Source organism: Candidatus Accumulibacter phosphatis (assembly GCF_012939955.1).
GTDB lineage: Bacteria > Pseudomonadota > Gammaproteobacteria > Burkholderiales > Rhodocyclaceae > Accumulibacter > Accumulibacter delftensis.
In genome coordinates this window covers 41,584-62,042 of sequence record NZ_SPMY01000044.1, presented here as the reverse complement: position 1 = coordinate 62,042, position 20,459 = coordinate 41,584, and the positions used below count along the sequence as shown (strand labels likewise).

General features: G+C 62.5%; 21 protein-coding genes and 2 pseudogenes. 11 read left to right on the top strand and 12 right to left on the bottom strand.

Going from position 1 to position 20,459, the window contains the following annotated elements:
* Positions 1-44: 44 nt before the first annotated feature.
* From E4Q23_RS15505 to ylqF, 6 genes are all read right to left on the bottom strand, one after another.
* Entirely contained in the window at positions 45-1,307 is a 1,263-nt protein-coding gene (locus E4Q23_RS15505) for an inorganic phosphate transporter (protein ID WP_169067472.1), read from the bottom strand.
* 108 nt (positions 1,308-1,415) lie between these two features.
* Positions 1,416-2,096 carry a TIGR00153 family protein gene (locus tag E4Q23_RS15500; RefSeq protein WP_169067471.1) on the bottom strand — a complete coding sequence of 227 codons (681 nt, stop codon included), beginning with the start codon at positions 2,094-2,096 and terminating at the stop codon, positions 1,416-1,418.
* A gap of 613 nt (positions 2,097-2,709) precedes the next feature.
* Positions 2,710-3,165, bottom strand: coding sequence for a hypothetical protein (locus E4Q23_RS15495; protein WP_169067470.1), 456 nt, complete (start codon positions 3,163-3,165; stop codon positions 2,710-2,712).
* A 103-nt stretch (positions 3,166-3,268) separates the two neighbouring features.
* The gene (locus E4Q23_RS15490) at positions 3,269-3,946 is read right to left on the bottom strand and encodes a hypothetical protein (protein ID WP_169067469.1); all 678 of its coding nucleotides are present in this window, start codon (positions 3,944-3,946) and stop codon (positions 3,269-3,271) included.
* Complete coding sequence (locus tag E4Q23_RS15485; RefSeq protein ID WP_336511706.1) at positions 3,946-4,611, bottom strand: AAA family ATPase; 666 nt, start codon at positions 4,609-4,611, stop codon at positions 3,946-3,948. Before E4Q23_RS15485 ends, E4Q23_RS15490 begins: the two co-directional genes overlap by 1 nt.
* Positions 4,612-4,958: 347 nt before the next feature.
* Positions 4,959-5,915 carry a ribosome biogenesis GTPase YlqF gene (gene ylqF, locus E4Q23_RS15480; protein ID WP_169067468.1) on the bottom strand — a complete coding sequence of 319 codons (957 nt, stop codon included), beginning with the start codon at positions 5,913-5,915 and terminating at the stop codon, positions 4,959-4,961.
* A gap of 196 nt (positions 5,916-6,111) precedes the next feature.
* On the opposite strand from ylqF, the gene E4Q23_RS15475 reads away from it, so the two are divergent.
* The 3 genes from E4Q23_RS15475 to galU all read left to right on the top strand — a co-directional run bounded on the left by E4Q23_RS15475 (position 6,112) and on the right by galU (position 8,275).
* Positions 6,112-6,933 (top strand): class I SAM-dependent methyltransferase, encoded by an 822-nt coding sequence (locus tag E4Q23_RS15475; RefSeq protein WP_169067467.1) that lies wholly within the window; start codon positions 6,112-6,114, stop codon positions 6,931-6,933.
* A gap of 88 nt (positions 6,934-7,021) precedes the next feature.
* The gene (locus E4Q23_RS15470) at positions 7,022-7,339 is read left to right on the top strand and encodes a hypothetical protein (protein ID WP_169067466.1); all 318 of its coding nucleotides are present in this window, start codon (positions 7,022-7,024) and stop codon (positions 7,337-7,339) included.
* Between the two features lie 30 nt (positions 7,340-7,369).
* Entirely contained in the window at positions 7,370-8,275 is a 906-nt protein-coding gene (galU, locus tag E4Q23_RS15465; protein ID WP_423753349.1) for a UTP--glucose-1-phosphate uridylyltransferase GalU, read from the top strand.
* Here the strand turns inward: galU and E4Q23_RS15460 are convergent.
* The 3 genes and pseudogenes from E4Q23_RS15460 to E4Q23_RS15450 all read right to left on the bottom strand — a co-directional run bounded on the left by E4Q23_RS15460 (position 8,272) and on the right by E4Q23_RS15450 (position 9,980).
* Positions 8,272-8,977: pseudogene (locus E4Q23_RS15460) on the bottom strand (RES family NAD+ phosphorylase). The gene galU and the pseudogene E4Q23_RS15460 sit on opposite strands and share 4 nt — an antisense overlap.
* Complete coding sequence (locus E4Q23_RS15455) at positions 8,977-9,414, bottom strand: antitoxin Xre-like helix-turn-helix domain-containing protein (protein WP_169067464.1); 438 nt, start codon at positions 9,412-9,414, stop codon at positions 8,977-8,979. Before E4Q23_RS15455 ends, E4Q23_RS15460 begins: the two are co-directional and overlap by 1 nt.
* Positions 9,415-9,497: 83 nt before the next feature.
* Positions 9,498-9,980: an ecotin gene (locus E4Q23_RS15450; RefSeq protein ID WP_169067463.1), complete on the bottom strand. Its 483-nt coding sequence runs from the start codon at positions 9,978-9,980 to the stop codon at positions 9,498-9,500.
* 120 nt (positions 9,981-10,100) lie between these two features.
* Here E4Q23_RS15450 and E4Q23_RS15445 point away from each other — a divergent pair, with 120 nt between their 5' ends.
* Positions 10,101-11,297, top strand: a complete 1,197-nt coding sequence (locus E4Q23_RS15445) for a hypothetical protein (RefSeq protein WP_169067462.1) — start codon at positions 10,101-10,103, stop codon at positions 11,295-11,297.
* A 63-nt stretch (positions 11,298-11,360) separates the two neighbouring features.
* On the opposite strand, the gene phoR is transcribed toward E4Q23_RS15445, so the two are convergent.
* The 3 genes from phoR to phoU all read right to left on the bottom strand — a co-directional run bounded on the left by phoR (position 11,361) and on the right by phoU (position 14,235).
* Positions 11,361-12,671, bottom strand: a complete 1,311-nt coding sequence (gene phoR, locus E4Q23_RS15440) for a phosphate regulon sensor histidine kinase PhoR (RefSeq protein ID WP_169067461.1) — start codon at positions 12,669-12,671, stop codon at positions 11,361-11,363.
* A 227-nt stretch (positions 12,672-12,898) separates the two neighbouring features.
* Complete coding sequence (gene phoB, locus E4Q23_RS15435) at positions 12,899-13,633, bottom strand: phosphate regulon transcriptional regulator PhoB (protein WP_211203780.1); 735 nt, start codon at positions 13,631-13,633, stop codon at positions 12,899-12,901.
* Between the two features lie 5 nt (positions 13,634-13,638).
* The gene (gene phoU, locus E4Q23_RS15430; protein ID WP_336511708.1) at positions 13,639-14,235 is read right to left on the bottom strand and encodes a phosphate signaling complex protein PhoU; all 597 of its coding nucleotides are present in this window, start codon (positions 14,233-14,235) and stop codon (positions 13,639-13,641) included.
* Between the two features lie 58 nt (positions 14,236-14,293).
* Here phoU and E4Q23_RS23310 point away from each other — a divergent pair, with 58 nt between their 5' ends.
* The 7 genes and pseudogenes from E4Q23_RS23310 to E4Q23_RS15400 all read left to right on the top strand — a co-directional run bounded on the left by E4Q23_RS23310 (position 14,294) and on the right by E4Q23_RS15400 (position 20,445).
* A complete protein-coding gene (locus tag E4Q23_RS23310; protein ID WP_211203786.1) occupies positions 14,294-14,488 on the top strand; it encodes a hypothetical protein in 195 nt (64 codons plus the stop codon).
* 222 nt (positions 14,489-14,710) lie between these two features.
* A pseudogene (locus tag E4Q23_RS15425) lies at positions 14,711-17,504 on the top strand (monovalent cation/H+ antiporter subunit A).
* Positions 17,504-17,830: a Na+/H+ antiporter subunit C gene (locus E4Q23_RS15420; RefSeq protein WP_169067460.1), complete on the top strand. Its 327-nt coding sequence runs from the start codon at positions 17,504-17,506 to the stop codon at positions 17,828-17,830. Before E4Q23_RS15425 ends, E4Q23_RS15420 begins: the two are co-directional and overlap by 1 nt.
* Positions 17,827-19,344, top strand: coding sequence for a monovalent cation/H+ antiporter subunit D (locus tag E4Q23_RS15415; RefSeq protein ID WP_169067459.1), 1,518 nt, complete (start codon positions 17,827-17,829; stop codon positions 19,342-19,344). Before E4Q23_RS15420 ends, E4Q23_RS15415 begins: the two co-directional genes overlap by 4 nt.
* Positions 19,341-19,832, top strand: a complete 492-nt coding sequence (locus E4Q23_RS15410; RefSeq protein WP_169067458.1) for a Na+/H+ antiporter subunit E — start codon at positions 19,341-19,343, stop codon at positions 19,830-19,832. The genes E4Q23_RS15415 and E4Q23_RS15410 overlap by 4 nt, the downstream gene beginning before the upstream one ends.
* Positions 19,826-20,095 carry a K+/H+ antiporter subunit F gene (locus E4Q23_RS15405; protein WP_169067457.1) on the top strand — a complete coding sequence of 90 codons (270 nt, stop codon included), beginning with the start codon at positions 19,826-19,828 and terminating at the stop codon, positions 20,093-20,095. Before E4Q23_RS15410 ends, E4Q23_RS15405 begins: the two co-directional genes overlap by 7 nt.
* On the top strand, positions 20,092-20,445 hold the full coding sequence (locus E4Q23_RS15400; protein WP_169067456.1) for a Na+/H+ antiporter subunit G: 354 nt from the start codon (positions 20,092-20,094) through the stop codon (positions 20,443-20,445). Before E4Q23_RS15405 ends, E4Q23_RS15400 begins: the two co-directional genes overlap by 4 nt.
* Positions 20,446-20,459 lie beyond the last annotated feature (14 nt).

The following is a 20,459-nucleotide window of genomic DNA, read 5'->3' as shown; positions in this document are numbered from 1 at the left end:
CCCCAAAAGGAAGGGAGCGCCGCCGGGAGTGTTTCGCCGTTAGGCTAGATGAAAATGGCTCTCATGACGTAGAAAATGAGCGCCGCCAGGATCGCCCCGACGGGCACGGTGATGAACCACGAGAGAATGATGCCGCCGATGACGCGCAGGTCGAGGGCGCCAATTCCACGCGCCAGGCCCACTCCCATCACGGCACCCACCGCGATATGGGTGGTCGACACCGGCAAGCCAAGACCCGAAGCCAGCACGACCACGAACGAAGCGGCGATGGTCGCGCAGTAACCGCGAGTCGGCGTCAGTTCGGTAATCTTGTTGCCGATGGTGGCCATGACCTTGTAGCCGTAAGTCGCCAGACCGACGACGATGCCGACACCACCGATGAACAGCATGAAGGGCGTCACCGCTGACTTCGCCGATACCGCCTTGGTCTCGATCAGCTGCACCACGGCGGCCATCGGGCCGATGCCGTTGGCAACGTCATTCGACCCGTGCGCGAAGGCCATGGCCGCGCCGGTGAACACCATCAGCGGAATGAACAGTTTCTCGACGCTGGCGTAGTGGAAGTCCTTGTCCGCACGTTCGTCGGTCTTGATGCGGTTCATCATGTACCTGGCGACGCCGGCCAGGACAACCCCGATGATCACCGCGAGGATCTGCCCCTCGACGTCACTGAGATTGATCTTGATGTGCTTGAGGCCTTTGGTGATGGTCACCAGCGACACCAGCCAGCCAACCAGGAATGCATAGAACGGTCCCCACTTGCGCGCCTGGCCGATCGGGTCTTCGGTGTTGAGAATCAGCTTGCGGATGCTGAGCGTCAGCAGCAAGGCGAAAAAGCCACCGAGCACCGGGGAAACGAACCAGCTGGCGACGATCTCGCCGAGCTTGTCCCATTGCACGGCGTCCGTGCCAATTGCCGCGACACCAACGCCGACGACGGCACCGATGATGGTATGCGTGGTGGACACCGGCCATCCACGCATGGTGGCCAACATCAACCAGATACCAGCGGCCAGCAGCGCGGACAACATGCCCATGACCAGCAATTCCGGCACCGGCTCGAAGGCCTTGCCATCGATGATCCCCTTCGAAATCGTCGACGCGACACCGCCCCCGGCCAGATAGGCGCCGGCGAACTCCATGATCGCGGCGATGATGATTGCCTGCTTGACGGTCAGGGCGCCGGAACCGACCGAGGTGCCCATGGCGTTGGCGACGTCGTTGGCGCCGATACCCCAGGTCATGTAGAGGCCGAAACCGAAGGCCATGATTAAGAAGATAGTCTGATGCTGCTCAATAATTTCCATTGAATAACCTTAACTGTAGAGTTTGCCAGTTGACCACGCGCCCTGAATCCCCGCATCGGGAAGGCTGGTCTGACTGAGTGGCTTGCGCACGCGCTCGACCTTCTATGGTCAGCGAGCGATCAGCAGACGGAGGCGGTCACCGACCTTCTCGGCGTTGTCAGCGAGATTGCCAACCCACTGGATCAGCTGGTACCAGAACATCACCGACACCGGCTTGATATTGTCTTCCTGAGCGAAAAGAACAGCGCTGAGCGCAATCCCCATCAGGTCGGTATCGCTTTCCATCTGGCCCAGTTCGAGGACCATCGCGTTGACCCGGTCGACGTCACGGCCGCGGAAACCCGTTTCCAGGAGTTCGTCCAGTTCCTCGATGACCTTGTGCGCCTGCTCGCAGGTCTCGACGCAACGGTTCACGAAGCGCATTAGCGGCTCGGCCATGTCCGGCGGAACTTCCATATTGCGTTCGACCAGCAGGCCAGCGATATCCTGAGCGGTATCGGCAATCGAATCCTGCATCGCCAGCAGTTCCAGCAGGTCGCGCCGGTCAACCGCCAACAGCATGCTCTTCGGCAAATGGTCGCGAAGGTCGTTCTTCAGCGCGTCTGCCTCACCCTCCTTGACGAAGATCTTGTCTTTCTGCGCTTCGACCTTCGCCGCATCCTGCGCAATTACGGCGTTGAACAGGCCAGGCACTTCTGCCACGCACTCGCAGACGATGCGCATGTGTTGCTGCATTGGCTTGAACGGCGACTTGCCAAACAAAGCTGCAATCGGGTTGGTGGATAACATTTGTCCTCCGGTGTGGTTGTTAAAAAAACGAAGAAACACTACACAGCTCGGTTTTCGGCGCCCACGAAGACAGTTACCCCTCCCCCCGTGAAGCGCCTCTCCGCGCCTCTGAACTCTGGGCAAATTGTAGCCCTAAACACCGCAACAAGGGCGGGTGTCAAGGGGCGTTTCGGACGCAAGTACCAGAAATTTCAACTTTTTTTTGATCAAACGCAAGTCGGGCGATTTAGCGACAGACAAGCGCCGCGCGCACTGTACGGCGGCACGGATGACATGCAAGACGGCCATCAACGCAGCTGCGAAGTGAGCGGTGTGTCATACTCGGCGGGCGCCGCATGGCGACATGCACGAAACGTGCGAAAGAGCCGCCACTTGCCGGCGAGGCGGGGCGAAAAGAGGATTTTTGCGGACGAATCTCGCACCTTTCCGACAGCGCGTCGAATCGCCCACCAGAAGCGCCGAATGCGGAACAGATCATTGACAGGCCGTGGACGCGAGTTCGTCTGGCTCACCGGCCGCGCTGCAAGACGGCCACAGCCGCTCAGAGCCAGCGACCAGCGAACTGCCGGCCGACCTGCAGCGCTGCAACGACCGCGTTTTACCCGCCGACCGTTCAGGACATCAGCTTGCCCGGCAGCGCGTCCTGCAAACACTGGGCCAGACGGTCCAGATCCTGATACCCCTCGAGGCGGATGCCCCGACGGTTCTTGAGCAGCAACTGGATGTGCCGCAGTTTCCCGCGGCTGCGGAACAAACGCAACGCGGATACCTGCTCGAACTCCAGCTCCGACCAGTTCCCGGCACTCAGAAAGCGCAACTTGCCAGGTGCCAACTCGATACAGTGATCGTCGACAGTACGCAAATAACGCAACAAAAACAATAAATTGCCAAGATTTGCCGCACCGAAAATCCAGACCACCGACCACCACAGAAAGCTGCTATAGCGTTCTGGATCCTGTTCGTGCCCGACGGTGATGGCGATGACCATCGCCCCGCTGAACAGCAAGCCCCAGCCAACGTTGAGCCAACGCCGACGCTTTTCCTCTTTCCCGACTACGAAACGTTCCATCATCGTCCTGCCACTCATTCATGAAACCTACCTGCCTGGCCACCACGCAGCCACTCCGCCACCCGGGCGCCGACAACAGCACGCACAAAAAAGGCGGTGAGCCTCACCGCCTTTTTCGAGACCCACGCCTGACTGTCAGCGCTTCTTTTTCTTCTTGTCTTTCTTCTTGGCTTTTTTTCGCCGTCTTGGCATCCACAGCGATGGCCAGCGAGCCGAGCAAGGCCTGCATTTGCTCCAACTTCTGCTCCGCGAAGACCTGCACGCCAGCGCGCAGAATATCAGACTTGGTCGCCGCCCAACCGGCAACCCTGGACAGCTCATCGCGCAAGGCGTCGATCGCTGCTTCCTCACTCTTCAACAACTTCACCGAGTAGCTGACCAGCTTGTCGCCTTTCTGTTTGGCCACTTTTTCGAGCATCTCGACCGTTCCCACGGGCTTGGCAGCCCTTGCCTTTGGCTCAGCACCCGTCGCGGCGCGTTTCCTGCCGCCAGCTGGCTGCGCCTCTGGCGCCGCGGCAGGCTCGACCGCCGACGCCTGCACTGGCGTTTTTCTGGCGGTCACAGGGCGCTTCGCAGCAGGCGGCCGCGCCGGAGCGCTGGGAGTGGCCGTAGCAGTGGCAGCGGCGCTGGTGGGCAGATCGAGATCGGTAGTGTCGGCCTGATTCGTGGCGCCGATGGGAGCGTCGGTGCCCACCAGGCGATCGGCCAGCGAATCGTCTTCCTTCTTCAGGCTGGCCCGCAAAGCGGTCTTGTTGCTGCTCGGACGTGAGGATGTCGTCATTAGTTTTCTTCCAATTGTTTAAGAACGGCGGTGATTAGCTTGCGGACTTCGCCCTGGGCGGCGTCAGCACCCGATCCCAGCTGAAAAACAGAGGCACCGATCACCGCACTTTGCGCATAGGCGTTGCGCTGGCAAAGCATGGCATCGAGGATCGGCAAGGAAAATTCGTGCAACAATTCAAGCACATCGGTCGCCAGTGCGGTGTTCTGCACACGGTTCGGAACAATGCACCCGTGCAGGCGATGGCTGTGCTCCATGCGTGTCAGGATCAGTCGCTCGACGGCCAGCGTCGACCATAGATCAGTCGGGCTGGGCACGGCCGGAATGACGGCCAGATGAGCCACCGCCAATGCCGCCAGGGTCGAGGGATGGTAGATCGATGGCGGCGTATCGAGGACCACGTAATCGGCCTCCCGCTGCAACTCGCCGACGTGCTTGATCAACTCGAGCCCGGACATCTTGCGGACATCGAGTTGCAGATCCGAGTCCAGCAATGGCGCGGACTCCGCCCAGCGAAACGCGCTTTCCTGAGGGTCGAGGTCAACCAGCAAGACCGAAGCGCCAAGGGCATGAAAGCCGCCACCCATCTGCATGGCAACCGTCGTTTTCCCGGCACCGCCTTTCTGCGAAACAACGGCGATTACCCGGCCTAGTGACATGGACATAAAACCTGCCTTATGAACAGCATGATGAGAGAAATGGGCATTGCCCGGTAATTATGCCATCAATGACCTCACAAACAAGGCCAAAAGCACCCGTAAGGAGCGACGCAACGCGTGATTTCCTGCCGGCATCGTCCATACCGGAGGCAGTCAGCCGCGGCGCGCTTTTCGGAGGGGAGACCAGCTCCCTGTGGCCGCCTGGCGGAATCGCCGTTCGCCAGATGCCGGGCCACCTGCAAGCCCGGCGCGTCGCCTTGTGGCCCCGAGCACGCCGTTCCGGTGCTTCTCGAGCGCTTCCTCGCTGTACCGGCGCATGAACGGAAACTCCAGTGCTCAGCACGCCGACCAAGCTAGTCGTCGGACTGCGTCTCCGGCACGCTTTCCTGGGGTTGCCATCCCGACTCATCCCCCGCCGCCTGCGGAGAAGCCTCCTGCGTCGCTGCGCCGGCCAGCATCAGTCGACGCGTTGCCGGCGTCTCCAGACTGATCCGTCCCAGCAGGCCGTCGCGATAGTCCTGCAGCAGCACTTTCGCTGCTTTATCGAGATCGGCGTCGCCGCCGCGCAGACGCAGGCCGCGCCGCATGGCAATCCGCTCGATGACGTCCACCGCATCGAGTTTCGCGAGCTCCGCGCCCGGCAAGCCGTAGCGGCTCGCCAGCAGGGCCGGGTAGCGCGCCAGCAACAGGCCGGCAAGAAAGCCGGCCACTTCTTCATCAATCATCGCATTGCGGCCGATGGCATTGCTGGCGGCGAGCATCAGACCGTCGCTCGGATGGTCGATCCTGGCCCACATCAGCCCCGGCATATCGGTGATCGTGTGACGAACGTCGAGCTGTGAGGTCTGCTGCTGGCGGGTCACCGCCGGTTCGTCGCCGACCTTGGCAATTTTGCGCTTGAACAGGACATTCATCAGCGTCGACTTGCCAACATTGGGAACGCCCATGATCAGCATGCGTAGCGGCTTGACGTTGTCGTTGCGGTGCGGCGCCAGCGTCTGGCACAGCATCGGCAGGCGCGTCGCGTCGCCAGGCTTGCGGCAAGACAGCGCGACCGCGCGCACACCCTGCTGCCGATTGTAGTGATCGATCCACGCCCGCGTCGCGGCGGGGTCAGCCAGATCAGCCTTGTTGAGGACCTTCAGGCACGGGCGCTGACGCTGCAGGCGAAGTTCGCGGACCAGCGGATTGGTACTCGCCTCAGGCATGCGTGCGTCAAGCAACTCGATGACCACGTCGATCGACGCCATCGTCTCGGCCGCTTTTTTGCGTGCCGAGTTCATGTGTCCGGGAAACCACTGGATGGTCATGAAAATCCAAAGACTGAGTGAAGAAGCGGCCATTATCCCACCGCTTGGCCACTATTGCCGCGCTTCGAGTACCCTTCTACCCCCTTCTGGCACCCTGCTTGCTGCAGCTGTCGCCCGCCGCCACTTCCGCCACATCCACAGCCGTGTCGAAGGCGCTAGAATGCACGTCTCTCGTCAATCAAGCCTCAGGACAAACGTGCCGCCGATCCCCGAAATCAGGCCCGGGCAGTCGATCGAACTGCTCAAGGAACTGCACCTCCTGACCCGCGACGGCAAGCTCAACCAGGACAGCCGGCGCAAACTCAAGCAGGTCCACCACCTGTTCCACTTCATCGAGCCACTGCTTTCCGAACTCGTCGCCACCGACAGCCGCCTGACCCTGGCCGATCATGGCGCCGGCAAATCCTATCTCGGCTTCATCCTCTACGATCTATTTTTCAAGGCCAGGGACGACGGTCACATCTACGGCGTCGAAGCGCGTCCGGAACTGGTTGATCGCTCACGCCAGCTGGCTCGACGACTCGGCTTCACGCGCATGTCCTTCCTCAACCTGTGCGTCGAGAATGCTATCGACTCGCCGGCCTTGCCCGAACGAGTCGACATCGTCACCGCGCTGCACGCCTGCGACACCGCCACCGACGATGCCATTCGCTTCGCGTTCGAGAAGCAGGCGCAGTTCATCGTTCTCGTCCCCTGCTGTCAGGCGGAAATCGCCGCGCAGCTGCGCAGCAAGAAGAACGAGTCCTTCACCAAGACAGCGCTGTCGGAGATCTGGCGCCATCCGATCCACACCCGCGAATTCGGTAGCCAGCTGACCAACGCCCTGCGTTGCCTGCAACTCGAAGCGCGTGGCTATCAGCTAACGGTGACCGAACTCGTCGGCTGGGAACACTCACTGAAGAACGAGTTGATCATCGCCAGGCATACCGGCCAGGCGCGCGGCAACGCCGCCACGCGACTCGAACAGATCCTGCACGAACTGAACCTCGACGAGCTGCGCGAGCGCTTCATTTATTGACCACTAATTGGCCACTCGCGGGAATGTCAAGACCGCTGCCACCTCGACGAATCGTAAGAATATTCAGCATAGTCAGCAAGGAACTTGCATGGAAAAATGGATCACCCGCGCCGTCGCAGCCCTCGTCGCCTGCGGCAGCCTCGCCTTGTTCTGGACATTTGGCGTCTTTCTTGCCGTGCCCTGGCACGAGAGCCGCATGTGGTCGCTGAACAGCATCGAATGGCAGGTGCTCGGCATTCCCCTGCTCGTTGGGCTGGCCGTCACCTGGGGGGCGCTGCACATCCTGGCAATCGCCGACCACGAGGATCGTCCACGGCTCTACTTCGCGATCTGCGCGCTGCTGATGATCGTTTCGGCACTGGCCGTTCTCGGCGGCATGGCGTGGAGCACCGAGCGCATTGCCTGAACAGGCCGCCACCCATTCAAACTGGAAACCATGATGAATATCAAAAACCACGACTTACGTGTTCAAAAAGCAGTCTTCCCGGTCGCCGGCCTTGGCACACGCTTCCTGCCAGCCACCAAGGCCAGTCCCAAGGAAATGCTGGCCGTCGTTGACAAGCCGCTGATCCAGTACGCGGTGGAAGAGGCCTACGCGGCCGGAATTCGCGAGATGATCTTCGTCACCGGCCGCAACAAACGGGCCATCGAAGACCACTTCGACACCGCCTACGAGCTGGAAGCAGAACTTGCCAGCGGCGGCAAGGACGAGCTGATGGCGCTGGTGCACTCGATCAAGCCCGACGACATGGACTGCGTCTACGTGCGCCAACCACGCGCGCTGGGTCTCGGCCATGCAGTGCTCTGCGCCGAGCGTCTGGTGCGCGGCGAACCCTTTGCCGTCCTGCTCGCCGACGACCTGATGATTGGCGACCCACCGATCATGCAACAAATGATCGAACTGTTCGCCGAGCACCAGTGCAGCATCCTGGCCGTTCAGGAGGTGCCGAGAAACCAGACGCAGCGCTACGGAATCGTCAAGGGCCAGCCACAGGGGCCCGATCTGGTCGGAATCAGCGGCCTGGTAGAAAAGCCGCAACCGAACGTCGCCCCTTCCAATCTGGCGGTAGCCGGCCGCTACGTCCTGACCCCGGCGATTTTTGACCTGATTCGCCAACAGCCACGCGGCGCCGGTGGCGAAATCCAGCTCACCGATGGCATCGCCGCGCTGCTCAGCACCGAACAGGTACTCGCCTATCGCTACCACGGCACACGTTACGACTGCGGCAGCAAGTTGGGCCTGATGCAAGCCAGCGTCGTACTCGGCGAAACACACCCCGAACTCGGCGCCGACTTCTCGGCGTGGCTGCAGAGCCGACACGCGGCAGCAAAAGAGCGCTAGGCGCCAGCGGAAATCGGCTCGACGACGGGCTGCGGCGAGCCACTCCAGGTCAATCGGTAGGCGGCTCCACGGCGTAGATTACCGACCAGCGCTGGCCGGAAGCACGCCAGGTTGCTTCCCCCTGCGCGCCGGACGCTCGGATAGACGATGCCCAGCGAACCGGCGTCGAGCAGCTGCGCTGCCAATTGCTGAGAAACCAGGTAACTGCTCGGGTCGAGACAGGCGACAAATGTCCCGCCATGACCCGCATCGCGCAGTTCATGGAACTGGCCGCTGAAATCCGCCAGCAGCGCCTGATAGCAAACGCTATCGTAGAAACGGTCGATTTCCTGATACTCGACCGTCTTGTGGAAGATGATTTCGGCCATCGCCGTTGCCAACTCGAAAGCGCAATACCAGGCGCCGCGATCACCGTCATTGAAGCGGCTGCCTTCGGGACGCGGATAGGCGAACGCGGCGTTGATGATCCGGAAGTTCGGCACGCCGAAAACCAGCTCATCAACACCTATTCCCCGGCATACCACCCTGCTCGGCGAGCAAGCGCTCATTGGTGGCGTTGTCCAGATCGAAGAGATCGCGCAGATGGTCGGTATTTTCTGCAAGGGTGCTCAGCACCGAGTCCTCCCGGTCGGCGAAGCGGGACGGAATCAGCCGCACGGTGTCGAGCTGGCGCACAAGGACGACTGCCGGCGTGGGCAGCATCAGACTCCACCACGACGCGCTTCGAGCAGTTTGCGGACGGTCTGCATGGCCAACAGGCCACCGCCAAGCATATAAGCCAGAGGCGTGCGGCCGGCAAAGATCCGGTTTCGGTTGGGCAGACTCAGCCATTCGTCGGCAAGCAGATCGCCGTAAAGAATGTGCAAGGCCTTGTAGATGCCGATCAGGTAGGAAATACGGGTGATGCGGTCGACTTCGAGCAAGCGCGCCGGGTTCTTTTTCCACTCGTAGAAAGCACTGCTCGATAGACCACCGAGCAACTCACGGGCATCGTCGTCACGCAGCTTCCAGGCTTCGGCCAACCTGAAGAAGCCCTGCAGAGCCGACTTCGACAAACGCTGCCGTTCCGAGCGGAGGTTCAGATCGACGAGAATCGCCGGCTCGAAGCGGCTGGCGGGATAAGCATAGGCAAGACTCATCGTAACTCTCCTTTTCAGGGAAGTTTACACTCCGGAAAAGGAATTACAAGCCGCTTGGACGATCACTTGTGCACTGCAGCTGCTCAGCCCCTGTCGATTGCCGCCGACTCGGGGCTGGCTCGCCATAGTCGATAGCGGACTTCGACGCCTTCGGGCGCGTAAACCACGATCGGCAAGCGACTGTTGTAACGGATGAGATAGGGTTCGCCACCGAGGCCGATAAAGCGCCGGACTTTCGGCGCGTCCGCATTGATCGCCATCAAAGTGCCTGCCAGCGGCCCAAGCTGGCTGACGATGTAGCGCGGGAATCCCCAGCCGCTGATCGTTTCCGTGGAAATCCGACCGCTGAAGAAATAGCGATTCCCCGCGTCGACCTCGGCCATTTTGCCGACGACCAGTTCGACCTTCAAGTCGGCTTCCTCTGCCTGTTCCTGCTGCGGGAGCTGCAGGACATGGCGAGCCATTCCCTGCTCAGCCGCGGGAAACGCTTTCAGGTTGTCCACAGCCTGAACATTGGGCACAACGAAAAACAGGCACAGCACGGCCAGTAAACGAAGCGTGTTCACATTCTCTCCTCGGAGTAAACCTTAGGTGACAGCCGGACGGCCACTGCTTCCCCGTCCGCGGGAATCCCGGCGCCGGGGCAAGCTTGTTGGCCGACTATAATTGCAGCAGCGACGAGCGCTGTGAAAGCCCCCCGTCCCGCAGCGCGCAAAAGGGTGATCAAGGACAAGGTGCACACTTCATACTACAGGACCCGGCTCCTGGCGACCCATGCCCTGGTCGTCGCACTGCTGCTGTCCCTGGCCGGATGTGCGGCTCCCGAACGTTCGCCTGAACGAGATTCTACCGTCCACGTATCTGCAACGACCTGGCAGCAGGTCGATCAGGACATTGCCAGCGCGTCGCTGGCCGCACAAGAAGCAGCTGAAAACTACGCGCACGGACTCATGGACGGATGGATGCGCCGAGTGCGCGAACTCGGCGAGGAAGATTTCATCCCCTGGTATACGGGCTATTGGACCCAGCAATGGCTGTCGATCAAAGTGGCCTGGTACAAGATGGGGGATGGGGAGGGGAACGAAGCGGGGGACGATCCGGCCGTACGACGCCTGGCCACCTATCTGCAGGAAGAGTACCAGGAGCGCGTCCTCGAACCAGCGGCGGAGGAAGTGGACCCCAACGCGGTCAGCGAACAAGCGACGAGCCTGTATGTCAAGCTGCTGGCCGAACAATTGCAGGGTATCCGGCGACGCCACGACGTACCGACGGCCCAATTCGAGCACCGGCTGCAGGCCATTCCGGCGATTGCTGCCGCGACACCTGGCGCGCAGAACGCTTCGCTCTATGGCCTGGTTTACAGCGACCCCATTGCCGCCCTGCCGGCCTATGCAAGCTTGCTGGAGCACCTGCGCGAGCGGCGTGCCGGCTTCGGTGCCGGGCCGTCGGACGCGCGGCTGTCGCCAATCGCCGAACGCACCGCAGAAAGTCTCATGGACCAGTTGGCGATCAAAAGCGGCGCCAGCGCTGCCGCGGCCGCCCTTGGTGGCGTCGCCGGAATCGTCGTCTCGCTGGGAGCAGCCGGTTTCGGTGCCATCGCGCACGCTCAGGAAAAGCCGGCGCTGGAAGCGCAGCTACGCGAGACCCTGGATGTGGCGCAGGAGGAAATGTGGCGGCAACTGGTGGAGGATCCGGCGAGCGGTGTGCTGGCCGGCATTTACCACATTGCTGAGCAGATCGAGCGCGGTCTCGCCAGCACGGGAGGCGAACTCAAGCCATTCGGAGCGGAGATGCTGGCGCCCGAAATTCCCGGCAACAAGCCTATCGACGACGATCACTACCCGGTGCAACCATTGCCCGCCGATTTCCCAGGCGGCGGCTAGTCCCGAAATCCAGGCACACCGATGCGCCGCGCGCATGGGAAGGACATCCTTTCGCGCCGGAGCTCACGTCCGCGGTGGCAAACGCCAGTCCGGAAAGAGCGCACTAAAGGTGCTGCCTGCGCCGACTTCCGACTCGATGCTCAAGCTCGCCTGATGACGCAAGAGAATGTGCTTGACGATCGCCAGGCCGAGACCGGTACCGCCGGTGTCACGCGAACGGCCGCGGTCGACGCGGTAAAAGCGCTCCGTCAGGCGTGGCAAATGTTCAGCGGCGACACCGACACCGGAATCGCGAACCGAAAAAACGCCTGCCCCGTCGCGCACCGCCCACTCGATGACAATCTCGCCGCCTGCTGGCGTGTAGCGGATGGCATTCGACACCAGATTGCCAAAGGCGCTGTGTAGCTCCTTGCGATTACCACGCAAGGCCGGCCCCTGGCAAATCACCTCGAGGCGATGCCGGCCGTCGCTGAGACTTTCCCCTTCGGCGCGCAGTTGCAGTAGCAGCTCAGCCATATCGACCGCCTCTTCACTCGCTGGCGCGTCCTCTGCTTCCAGCCGCGACAGCGTCAGCAGGTCATCGACGAGAGTCAACATACGCGCCGTCTGCTCACTCATCCGCCGCGCGAATTGCCTGCGCTGCTCGGCGTCCAGCGCCCCATCGTCGGTAAAATACTCCAGAAAGCCACTGACCACGGTCAGGGGCGTGCGCAGTTCGTGAGAGACATTGGCAACAAAGGTGCTGCGCATCGATTCGACGCGCCGGGCATCGGTCACGTCCAGGCTGACCAGCAGCTTGTTGGCGTCACCGAGTGGAACAACCCGGATGGTGTAGATGCGCGTTCGCACCGCCGGCGTCTGCAGAGCGAAGGGGCTATGCACATCGGGACTGGCCAGGTACTCGGCGAAACCTGGCGTGCGGACCAGATGCTCGATGATCACGCCGCTGTCGCGCGGCAGGCGGATTCCCAGATGCGCGCCCGCGGCGCGATTACTCCACTGGATACGATGGTCGGCGTCGAGAATCACCAACCCATCGGGGACGGCGTCCATTGCTCCCCTGAACGATAGCAATCTCGCCTCGACTTCCTCGCGGCCGCGCGTTTCCTCAGCCAGTTTGTCCGCAAGCTGGCGCAGGATTTCTCCCCAGGCACCGCCGGCCTTGGGGATTCGACGGCTCTCCGGAGCGTCGAGCCATGCGGCCAGCGCCGCCAACTGCCGGGCGTGCACGAAAACGAGCAGCGTACAAGCGAGTGCAGCCACGGCCCAGACCCAGGCCGGCCCATCACTCAACCAGGCCAGCAGAGCGAAGCAGCCAACCGGCAGGAGGCCGCGCAGCAGAAGCTTCGCAGACCACACAGCAGAGCGGCTCACGCGGCCAGAAGCTTAATGTGAAAGTCGCGCATGCGACTCACGAAACTCCCTTCTCCCTCGCGGGAGAAGGGGCAGGGGGAAGAGGGAAACGGTCATGACTTTCATGATTTGGGGTGTCTCGACGTGTCATGACCGTTAATGTGAAAGTCGCGCAAGCGACTCACGAATCTCGCTTCTCGCGACGGAGGAAGAAAGACCGGGTAGAGGGGAGACGATCATCGCTTTCATCACCGGGGGGGACTCGGATGGTCATGATCCTTGGCTCCGGGCCGGGCACCCAGCTTGTAGCCGGCGCCACGCACGGTTTCGACCATATGTTCGGCGGCTACGCCTAGAGCGACGCGCAGGCGCCGGATGTGAATATCGACCGTGCGGTCTTCGATGAAGACATGATCCCCCCAGACGTTGTCGAGCAGTTGCTGACGCGAATAGACACGCCCGGGGCTGGCCATCAGAAAGCGCAGCAAGCGGAACTCCGTCGGCGTCAGGGTAATCCGCTGTCCCTCGACGCTGGCTTCGTGACTGACCGTATCGAGCGTGATCGGTCCAGCGCTGAGTGTACCCTTGCCATGCTCTGGCGAGCAACGCCGCAGCACTGCCTGTATCCGCGCCAGGAGTTCTTTCGGGCTGAAGGGTTTGACGACATAGTCGTCAGCGCCGCCTTCGAGCCCGGCAATGCGGTCCCCCTCTTCGCCGCGAGCGGTCAGCAGGATGATGGGCAGGCTGCGTGTGCGTGGCTCCTTGCGCAGCTTACTGGTCAGCGCCAGACCGGACTGGCCGGGCAGCATCCAGTCGATCAGGGCAATATCCGGCAGCGTCTCGCGCAGGAGGGTTTCGGCGTGCTCGGCGCTGTCGGCGCAAATCGGCTGGTAAGCGCCGCGCAGCAGTGCGAAGCGCAGCAGTTCCTGAATACCCTTGTCGTCCTCGACGACGAGAACGCGCGCCAGGGTGCTGGTCTCCAAGGTCGTCACGCCTCGTCCGTTTTCATGCGCGCAGCGCCGGTGTGCCGAACATCCTCGCCGCTGACGATGTAGATGACATTCTCGGCGATGTTCGACGCATGATCACCGACACGTTCGATGGCCTTCACGACCCAGATGATGTCCAGCGCTTCGCTGATCGTTCGCGGATCTTCCATCATGAAGGTAATCAATTGCCGCAGGATGGCGTCGAAGGCGGCGTCGATCGCCTTGTCAGCGCCGATGGCCTGGCGGGCCGTATCGATATCCATGCGCGCCAGCGAGTCGAGCGCACTCTGCAACATCTCGATGGCCAGCCGTGCGCAATGCTGGATTTCGGACAAGCGTGGGATGCGCTGGATAGCAACCGCGTGCAGCTTGCGCGACTTGTTGGCAATCTTCGCCGCCTTGTCGCCGATGCGCTCAAGGTCGGTGACGATACGCGAAACGGCCATCACCAGGCGAAGATCGCGCGCGGTCGGCTGCCGTCGGGCAATCAGCAGAGTGCAGTCCTCGTCAATGCCGACCTCGTAGGCGTCCACTTCGCGGTCACGTTCGACGACCTGCTGCATGGCCTCGAGATCACCACTGCTGAAGGCGTCGATCGCCGTCTGCAGCTGACTTTCGACCAGCCCCCCCCATCTTCAGGATGCGAGTCCGAATATGTTCCAGTTCAAGATCGAATTGCTTGCTGAGATGATCGCTCATTGGTTTGCACTCTTGTTTACGTTGACAAGGAGAGCTGGCAGGCTACGCGGCCAATGTTTCGGCGCGATGACGCCGCCCGCCCAGACCCGCTTTGCCTTCCTGCCTTCCTGGTTTGGCAAAGTCGGCCGCCAACTTTGCGGACGGTTATAATCCGGGAAAAGGATCTTCGCAATGCCGGACCTCCGCAGTATCGGTCGCTGTCTGGCGAAACGGCGGAGAGCTGAGCCCCGCCGCAAGCTGCGACGCTGGCGGACGACAAAGCCCCAAGATGAAACAAGCGCACGACTGCCGTTTCTGTAATAGTCGCACCTTCGGCACCTCTTAGTCACCCCCGGACAATTGACTCCTGGATCGACCTTTGTGAATTCGAACCTGCTGCTCCTGGCAATTCCCGGTACGGCCTTCGCCGCGTTCCTGCTGCCGCTGCTGCTGCAGCGCTTCGGGCGCGTTGCCGCAACCCTGGCCGCAGCGGCGGTGATCGGCAGCTGTCTGGCGCTGGTGCTGCAGTTGGCGCCCGCCGTTTTCGCCGGCGAAACGCAACTCGCGCGCTTGTCCTGGCTACCGGCCTACGGCCTGAACATCAGCCTGCGCATGGATGGTCTCGGGCTGCTGTTCAGCGTGCTGATCTGCGGCATCGGCTTGCTGGTCGTGCTCTACGCCTTCTACTATCTGCCGGGAAGCGACCGCATGGGCCGCTTCTATTCGATTCTGCTGCTGTTCATGGCGGCGATGCTCGGCGTCGTGCTATCCGAAAACCTGCTCCTGCTGCTGGTTTTCTGGGAAATCACCAGCCTCTCGTCGTTCCTGCTGGTCGCCTATAACCACGACAAGTATGAATCGCGAATCGGTGCCCGCATGGCCCTGGCAGTCACTGGCGGCGGCGGACTGGCATTGCTCGCCGGCATCCTCCTGCTCGGTCATATCGCCGGCAGCTACGAGCTTTCGGTGATTCTGGCAGCCGGCGACCAGATTCGAGCGCACGCCCTTTACGCACCGACGCTGATCCTGGTCCTGCTCGGCGCGTTTACCAAATCGGCACAATTCCCCTTCCACTTCTGGCTACCGAACGCGATGTCGGCGCCGACGCCGGTATCGGCCTACCTGCATTCGGCGACCATGGTCAAGGCCGGCGTCTTCCTGCTCGCCCGCCTGCACCCGGCGCTCGGCGGCACCGACGCCTGGTTCTGGCTGGTCAGCGGCACCGGCGCGGTGACCCTGGTTTACTCCGCGGCAACGGCTCTTTTTCGACACGACATCAAAGGCCTGCTCGCCTACTCGACGATCAGCCATCTGGGCCTGATCACCCTGCTCTTCGGCCTTGATACGCCGCTGTCGATCGTCGCCGGCGTCTTTCACATCATCAACCACGCCATCTTCAAGGCCTCGCTGTTCATGGCCGCCGGGGTCATCGACCACGAATGCGGCACGCGCGACATGCGCCGGGTCAATGGCATGTTCAAACGCATGCCGATCACTGCCAGCCTGGCGATCATCGCCGCCAGTTCGATGGCCGGCGTACCGCTGCTGAACGGCTTCCTGAGCAAGGAGATGTTCTTTGCCGAAACCGTCGCGCACCCGCAATTCGAAGCCATCGACTGGCTCCTGCCGCTGGTCGCCACGATCGCCGGCATGCTCGCCGTCGCCTACTCCCTGCGCTTTGTTCACGACGTGTTCTTCAACGGCGAGCCGATCGACCTGCCGCGCCAGCCGCACGAGCCGCCGCGCTGGATGCGCGCGCCGATAGAGCTACTGGTCCTGCTTTGTCTGCTGGTCGGCATCTTCCCGGCATGGACCGTTGCGCCGCTGCTCGAAGTCGCCGCGGCAGCCGCGCTGCAAACCCCCCTCCCGGCATTCAAACTGGCGCTGTGGCACGGATTCAATCGACCCTTGATGATGAGCCTGCTGGCCCTGGCGGGTGGCATTTTCATCTACGCCCTGCGCGGTCCGCTCTTCGCCTGGCAGGCACAACTGCCCCCCCTGCGACCGCGCACGGCCTTCGAGCGCGCCTACCGATTGCTCGCTGCCGCTGCCCGACGTGTCGTGGCGGTGCTCGACAATGCCTCGCTGCAGCGCTATAACGCGCTGCTGTTCAGCTTTATCCTGGTGCTCGGCGGCTGGGCCTTCTTCTCGGGTCCAGCGGCGACGGTCCGGCTAGCCGTTCAGCCGGCCGGCGAAGCCGCCTACATTGCCCTGTTCACGCTCGTGCTGGGCAGCGTAGGCGGCACGCTCCTGTATCGGAAACGCTTGCTGGCGGTAATTCTGGTCGGCGTCGTCGGTCTGATCGTGGCGCTGATCTTCGTGCGCCTGTCGGCACCCGACCTGGCGCTAACCCAACTGGCCGTGGAAACCGGGACCATCATCCTGATGCTGCTGGTGCTCTATTATCTTCCCGCACGCGAAGCGCCGCGAAGCAGCGCCAGTCGCCTGGGACGCGACCTGCTCCTGGCCATCTTCGCCGGCGGCGGCATGATGCTGATCACCCTGAAGATGCTCGCCGCGCCCTTCGCAACGATCTCCGGTTTCTATCTTCGCGAAGCGGTTCCCGGCGGCGGCGGCAGCAACGTCGTCAATGTCATCCTGGTAGATTTCCGCGGTTTCGACACCCTTGGCGAAATCACCGTCCTGGCCATGGTCGCCCTGGCTTCGCACGCATTGCTCGACCGACTGATCCTGACCGCGCCTGGCCATGATAGCGATGGTCGCCCGTGGTCGAGCGAGGCCCACCCGCTATTCCTCTCGATGCTCATGCGCCCCCTTGCTGCCCTTGACGCTGACCGTTTCCGTGTACATCTTTCTGCGCGGTCACAATCTGCCCGGAGGGGGCTTCGTCGCCGGCCTGATCACCAGCGTCGCGCTGGTCATGCAATACCTGGCCAATGGCAACCTCTTCGCGCAGCAGCGCCTGCCACGAAATTCGGCCGGCTTGCTGTCGCTAGGACTGCTGCTGGCGGTCGGCGTAGGGATGGCGAGCTGGCTCTTCGGTCGACCTTTCCTGACCACCGCGCACGGCCATGTCTCGCTGCCGCTGATCGGCGAGTTCGAACTGGCTTCGGCAATGATCTTCGATCTCGGGGTATTCGTGGTGGTGGTCACCGTCGTGGTGACCGTTCTCTCCGGACTTGGCCGGCTTTCCAAACGCGCGCACAATCAGGGAGTGGTCAGCTGATGGAAGTCCTGCTGTCGATTGCCATCGGGGTGCTGACGGCCTGTGGCGTTTTCCTGATCCTGCGCTCGCGCACTTTCCCGGTCCTGCTCGGCCTGACTCTCCTCTCCTACGCCGTGAACCTCTTTCTCTTCGCCAGCGGCCGCCTGCGCATTGATGCACCGCCGCTGATTCGTGCCGGTGCCAGCTATGCCGATCCCCTGCCGCAGGCACTGGTGCTGACGGCCATCGTCATCGGTTTCGGGATGACCGCTTATCTGGCGATCCTTGCCTTGCGCGCCTTGTCCGAATCGGGCACCGACCACGTCGACGCCCATAGGGAACCATGAACGCCAACGCGCCGATCCTGCCGCTTCTGATTCCCCTGGCTGCCGCCCTGCTGCAGATGGCTTCCGGTCGCGCCTCGTTCCAGCGCGCCGTTGGCTTGCTGGCCACCGCTCTGCTGGTCCTGGTTACCGGCTGGCTGACACTGCTCGCCGACGATGGCCTGCTGCGAGTCTACGCGCTGGGAGACTGGCCGGCGCCTTTCGGCATCGTGCTGGTCGTCGATCGGCTGGCTGCGGCAATGACCCTGCTTACCGCCGTCCTCGGCTTCCTGGTGCTGCTTTATGCCAGCGCCGGCTTTGACGAGGAGGGGATTCATTTCCACCCCCTGTTCCAGTTTCAACTGCTCGGCCTGCTCGGCGCCTTCCTTACCGGCGACCTGTTCAATCTCTTCGTCTTCTTCGAAATCATGCTGCTCGCCTCCTACGTACTGCTGGCGCACGGCGGCGGGCTGACGCGAACGCGCGCCGGCATCAGCTACGTGGTGCTCAACCTGGTCGGCTCGGCGCTTTTCCTGATCGCGTTGGGATTGATCTACGGTACCCTGGGCACTCTCAACCTGGCCGATGTGGCACGCGTTCTGACGCTGCCCGGCTACGATCGCGCACTCGCCAGGCTGGCGTTCGCCCTGCTGATTACGGTCTTCGCGCTGAAAGCCGGGCTGTTGCCGCTATCGTTTTGGCTACCACATACCTACAGCGCCGCCGGCGCACCAGTGGCCGCGCTCTTTGCGATCATGACCAAGGTCGGCATCGTCGCCATCCTGCGCGTACAGGTGATCGCCCTGGAACCGGCGATGCCCGACCTGCTCGACAACTGGCTGACCATCCTGGCCCTGGCCACCGTCGCCTTCGCCGCCCTCGGTGCGCTGGCGGCAAGCCGCCTGCACGCACTCGTCGCCTGGCTGGTCCTGCTGTCGGCCGGCACCCTGCTGGTGACTCCCGCGCAGGCCAACAGCGAAGTCACCGCCGCAGCGCTCTACTACCTGCTGCAATCGACCCTTGCCGGCGCTGCTTTCTTCCTGCTTGCCGGCCTGATCGCCGAGCAGCGCGGCAAGGCCGCCGACCAGTTCATGGCCGGCCCGCCACTGCCTGCCACCTGGCTGAAAATTGCCTTCCTGCTCGCCGCGACCACGGCCGCTTCCCTGCCACCGTTCTCGGGCTTCGTCGGCAAGCTGATGCTGTTGACGAGCACCCGGGAAGTCGCAGCCGGACCGGCGATCTGGGTGGTAGTGCTGATCTCGGGTTTCATCGTCATGGCCGCACTGGCACGTGACGGCTGCGCTTTGATCTGGAAGCACAAGGCGGCGGGAACACCCATGCCAGGCCAGCCCGTCGGCTGGCAACGGGCGACGGCGACGGTGTTGCTGATCGCCGCCGGCCCGCTGCTGGCGATCGGCGCACGCCCCCTGTCCGACTACGCCACGCGCACGGCCGCACAATTGCATGCACCAGGCGCCTATGTGACGGGCGTTCTCGGAGCAGGCGCGATGAGCACCGGCGACGAGGCACGACCATGATGCGCGCCGTCCTGCCACTGCCGCGCGTGTCGCTAATGGTCTTTGTGCTGTGGGCGGTGATCACCAACGCCGCTTCGCTCGGTCAGCTCGTCCTCGGCGCCGTGCTGGCGATCGCCATCCCCTTGCTGAGCCGCGATTTCTGGCCAGCCCCCCCGCCCCTCGTCCGTCCCTGGCGAGCACTGCGTTTCATGGGCGTCTTCGCACTCGACATCGTCACTGCCAACTGGCGCGTTGCACGCCAGATCATCGGCCCCTTGCACCGTTTGTCACCGGCGTTCGTCGAAATTCCACTCGATCTGCGCGACCCGTTCATCGCCACCCTGCTTGGCAGCGTCGTATCCCTGACCCCGGGAACGGTGTCCATCCACGTCGACCAGCAGCGCTGGGTGCTACTCGTGCACGCCCTCGATGCGCCCGATCCGCAGGCCCTGATAGACGAGATCAAGGAGCGCTACGAACAGGCATTGAAGGAGATTTTTGCATGCTGAATGCCGCCATCGAAATCGCTTTCGTCCTGATTGCCGTGGCCCTGGCGCTGAACATTTATCGCCTGCTCGTCGGACCCGATACGACTGATCGCATCCTGGCTCTCGACACCCTCGGCATCAACACCATAGCGCTCCTCGTGCTCTACGGCATCAGCAAAAACAGTACCGCCTACTTCGAGGTGGCACTGCTGCTCGCGCTGCTTGGCTTTGTTGGCACCGTCGCGCTGTGCAAATATCTCTTGCGCGGAGACATCAGCGAATGAGCACCGCCACCGAATTCATCATCTCGGCACTGATCGTTCTCGGCGCGCTCTTCGTCCTCCTCGGCTCCGTAGGTCTCGCCCGACTGCCCGATTTTTTCATGCGTCTGCACGGCCCGACCAAGGCCACGACCATGGGCGTCGGCGCAACCCTACTCGCATCGGCGATATTCTTTTCGGTACAGGACAGCGAAGGCATCAGCCTGCACGAATTGGCGCCCCTGTTCTTTCTGTTCATCACCGCGCCGGTTACGGCCTACCTGCTGGCCAAAGCGGCGCTGCACCGCAGATCGAGCGGACGCAATTCCGAGCAGCCAGCACCGACAAGCGAGCAGCGGCCGGGACAGCACTGAAAGAAATCCCCGCC

Bases quoted from the DNA above. Each gene is read 5' to 3' on its own strand.
- galU (WP_423753349.1), top strand. From the start codon at position 7,370: ATGATGAATATCAAAAACCACGACTTACGTGTTCAAAAAGCAGTCTTC.
- E4Q23_RS15410 (WP_169067458.1), top strand. From the start codon at position 19,341: ATGATGCGCGCCGTCCTGCCACTGCCGCGCGTGTCGCTAATGGTCTTT.
- ylqF (WP_169067468.1), bottom strand. From the start codon at position 5,915: ATGACCATCCAGTGGTTTCCCGGACACATGAACTCGGCACGCAAAAAA.
- E4Q23_RS15405 (WP_169067457.1), top strand. From the start codon at position 19,826: ATGCTGAATGCCGCCATCGAAATCGCTTTCGTCCTGATTGCCGTGGCC.
- E4Q23_RS15500 (WP_169067471.1), bottom strand. From the start codon at position 2,096: ATGTTATCCACCAACCCGATTGCAGCTTTGTTTGGCAAGTCGCCGTTC.
- E4Q23_RS15420 (WP_169067460.1), top strand. From the start codon at position 17,504: ATGGAAGTCCTGCTGTCGATTGCCATCGGGGTGCTGACGGCCTGTGGC.
- E4Q23_RS15415 (WP_169067459.1), top strand. From the start codon at position 17,827: ATGAACGCCAACGCGCCGATCCTGCCGCTTCTGATTCCCCTGGCTGCC.
- E4Q23_RS15495 (WP_169067470.1), bottom strand. From the start codon at position 3,165: ATGGAACGTTTCGTAGTCGGGAAAGAGGAAAAGCGTCGGCGTTGGCTC.
- E4Q23_RS15490 (WP_169067469.1), bottom strand. From the start codon at position 3,946: ATGACGACATCCTCACGTCCGAGCAGCAACAAGACCGCTTTGCGGGCC.
- E4Q23_RS15485 (WP_336511706.1), bottom strand. From the start codon at position 4,611: ATGTCCATGTCACTAGGCCGGGTAATCGCCGTTGTTTCGCAGAAAGGC.
- E4Q23_RS15470 (WP_169067466.1), top strand. From the start codon at position 7,022: ATGGAAAAATGGATCACCCGCGCCGTCGCAGCCCTCGTCGCCTGCGGC.
- E4Q23_RS15400 (WP_169067456.1), top strand. From the start codon at position 20,092: ATGAGCACCGCCACCGAATTCATCATCTCGGCACTGATCGTTCTCGGC.
- E4Q23_RS23310 (WP_211203786.1), top strand. From the start codon at position 14,294: ATGTTCCAGTTCAAGATCGAATTGCTTGCTGAGATGATCGCTCATTGG.
- E4Q23_RS15505 (WP_169067472.1), bottom strand. From the start codon at position 1,307: ATGGAAATTATTGAGCAGCATCAGACTATCTTCTTAATCATGGCCTTC.
- E4Q23_RS15455 (WP_169067464.1), bottom strand. From the start codon at position 9,414: ATGAGTCTTGCCTATGCTTATCCCGCCAGCCGCTTCGAGCCGGCGATT.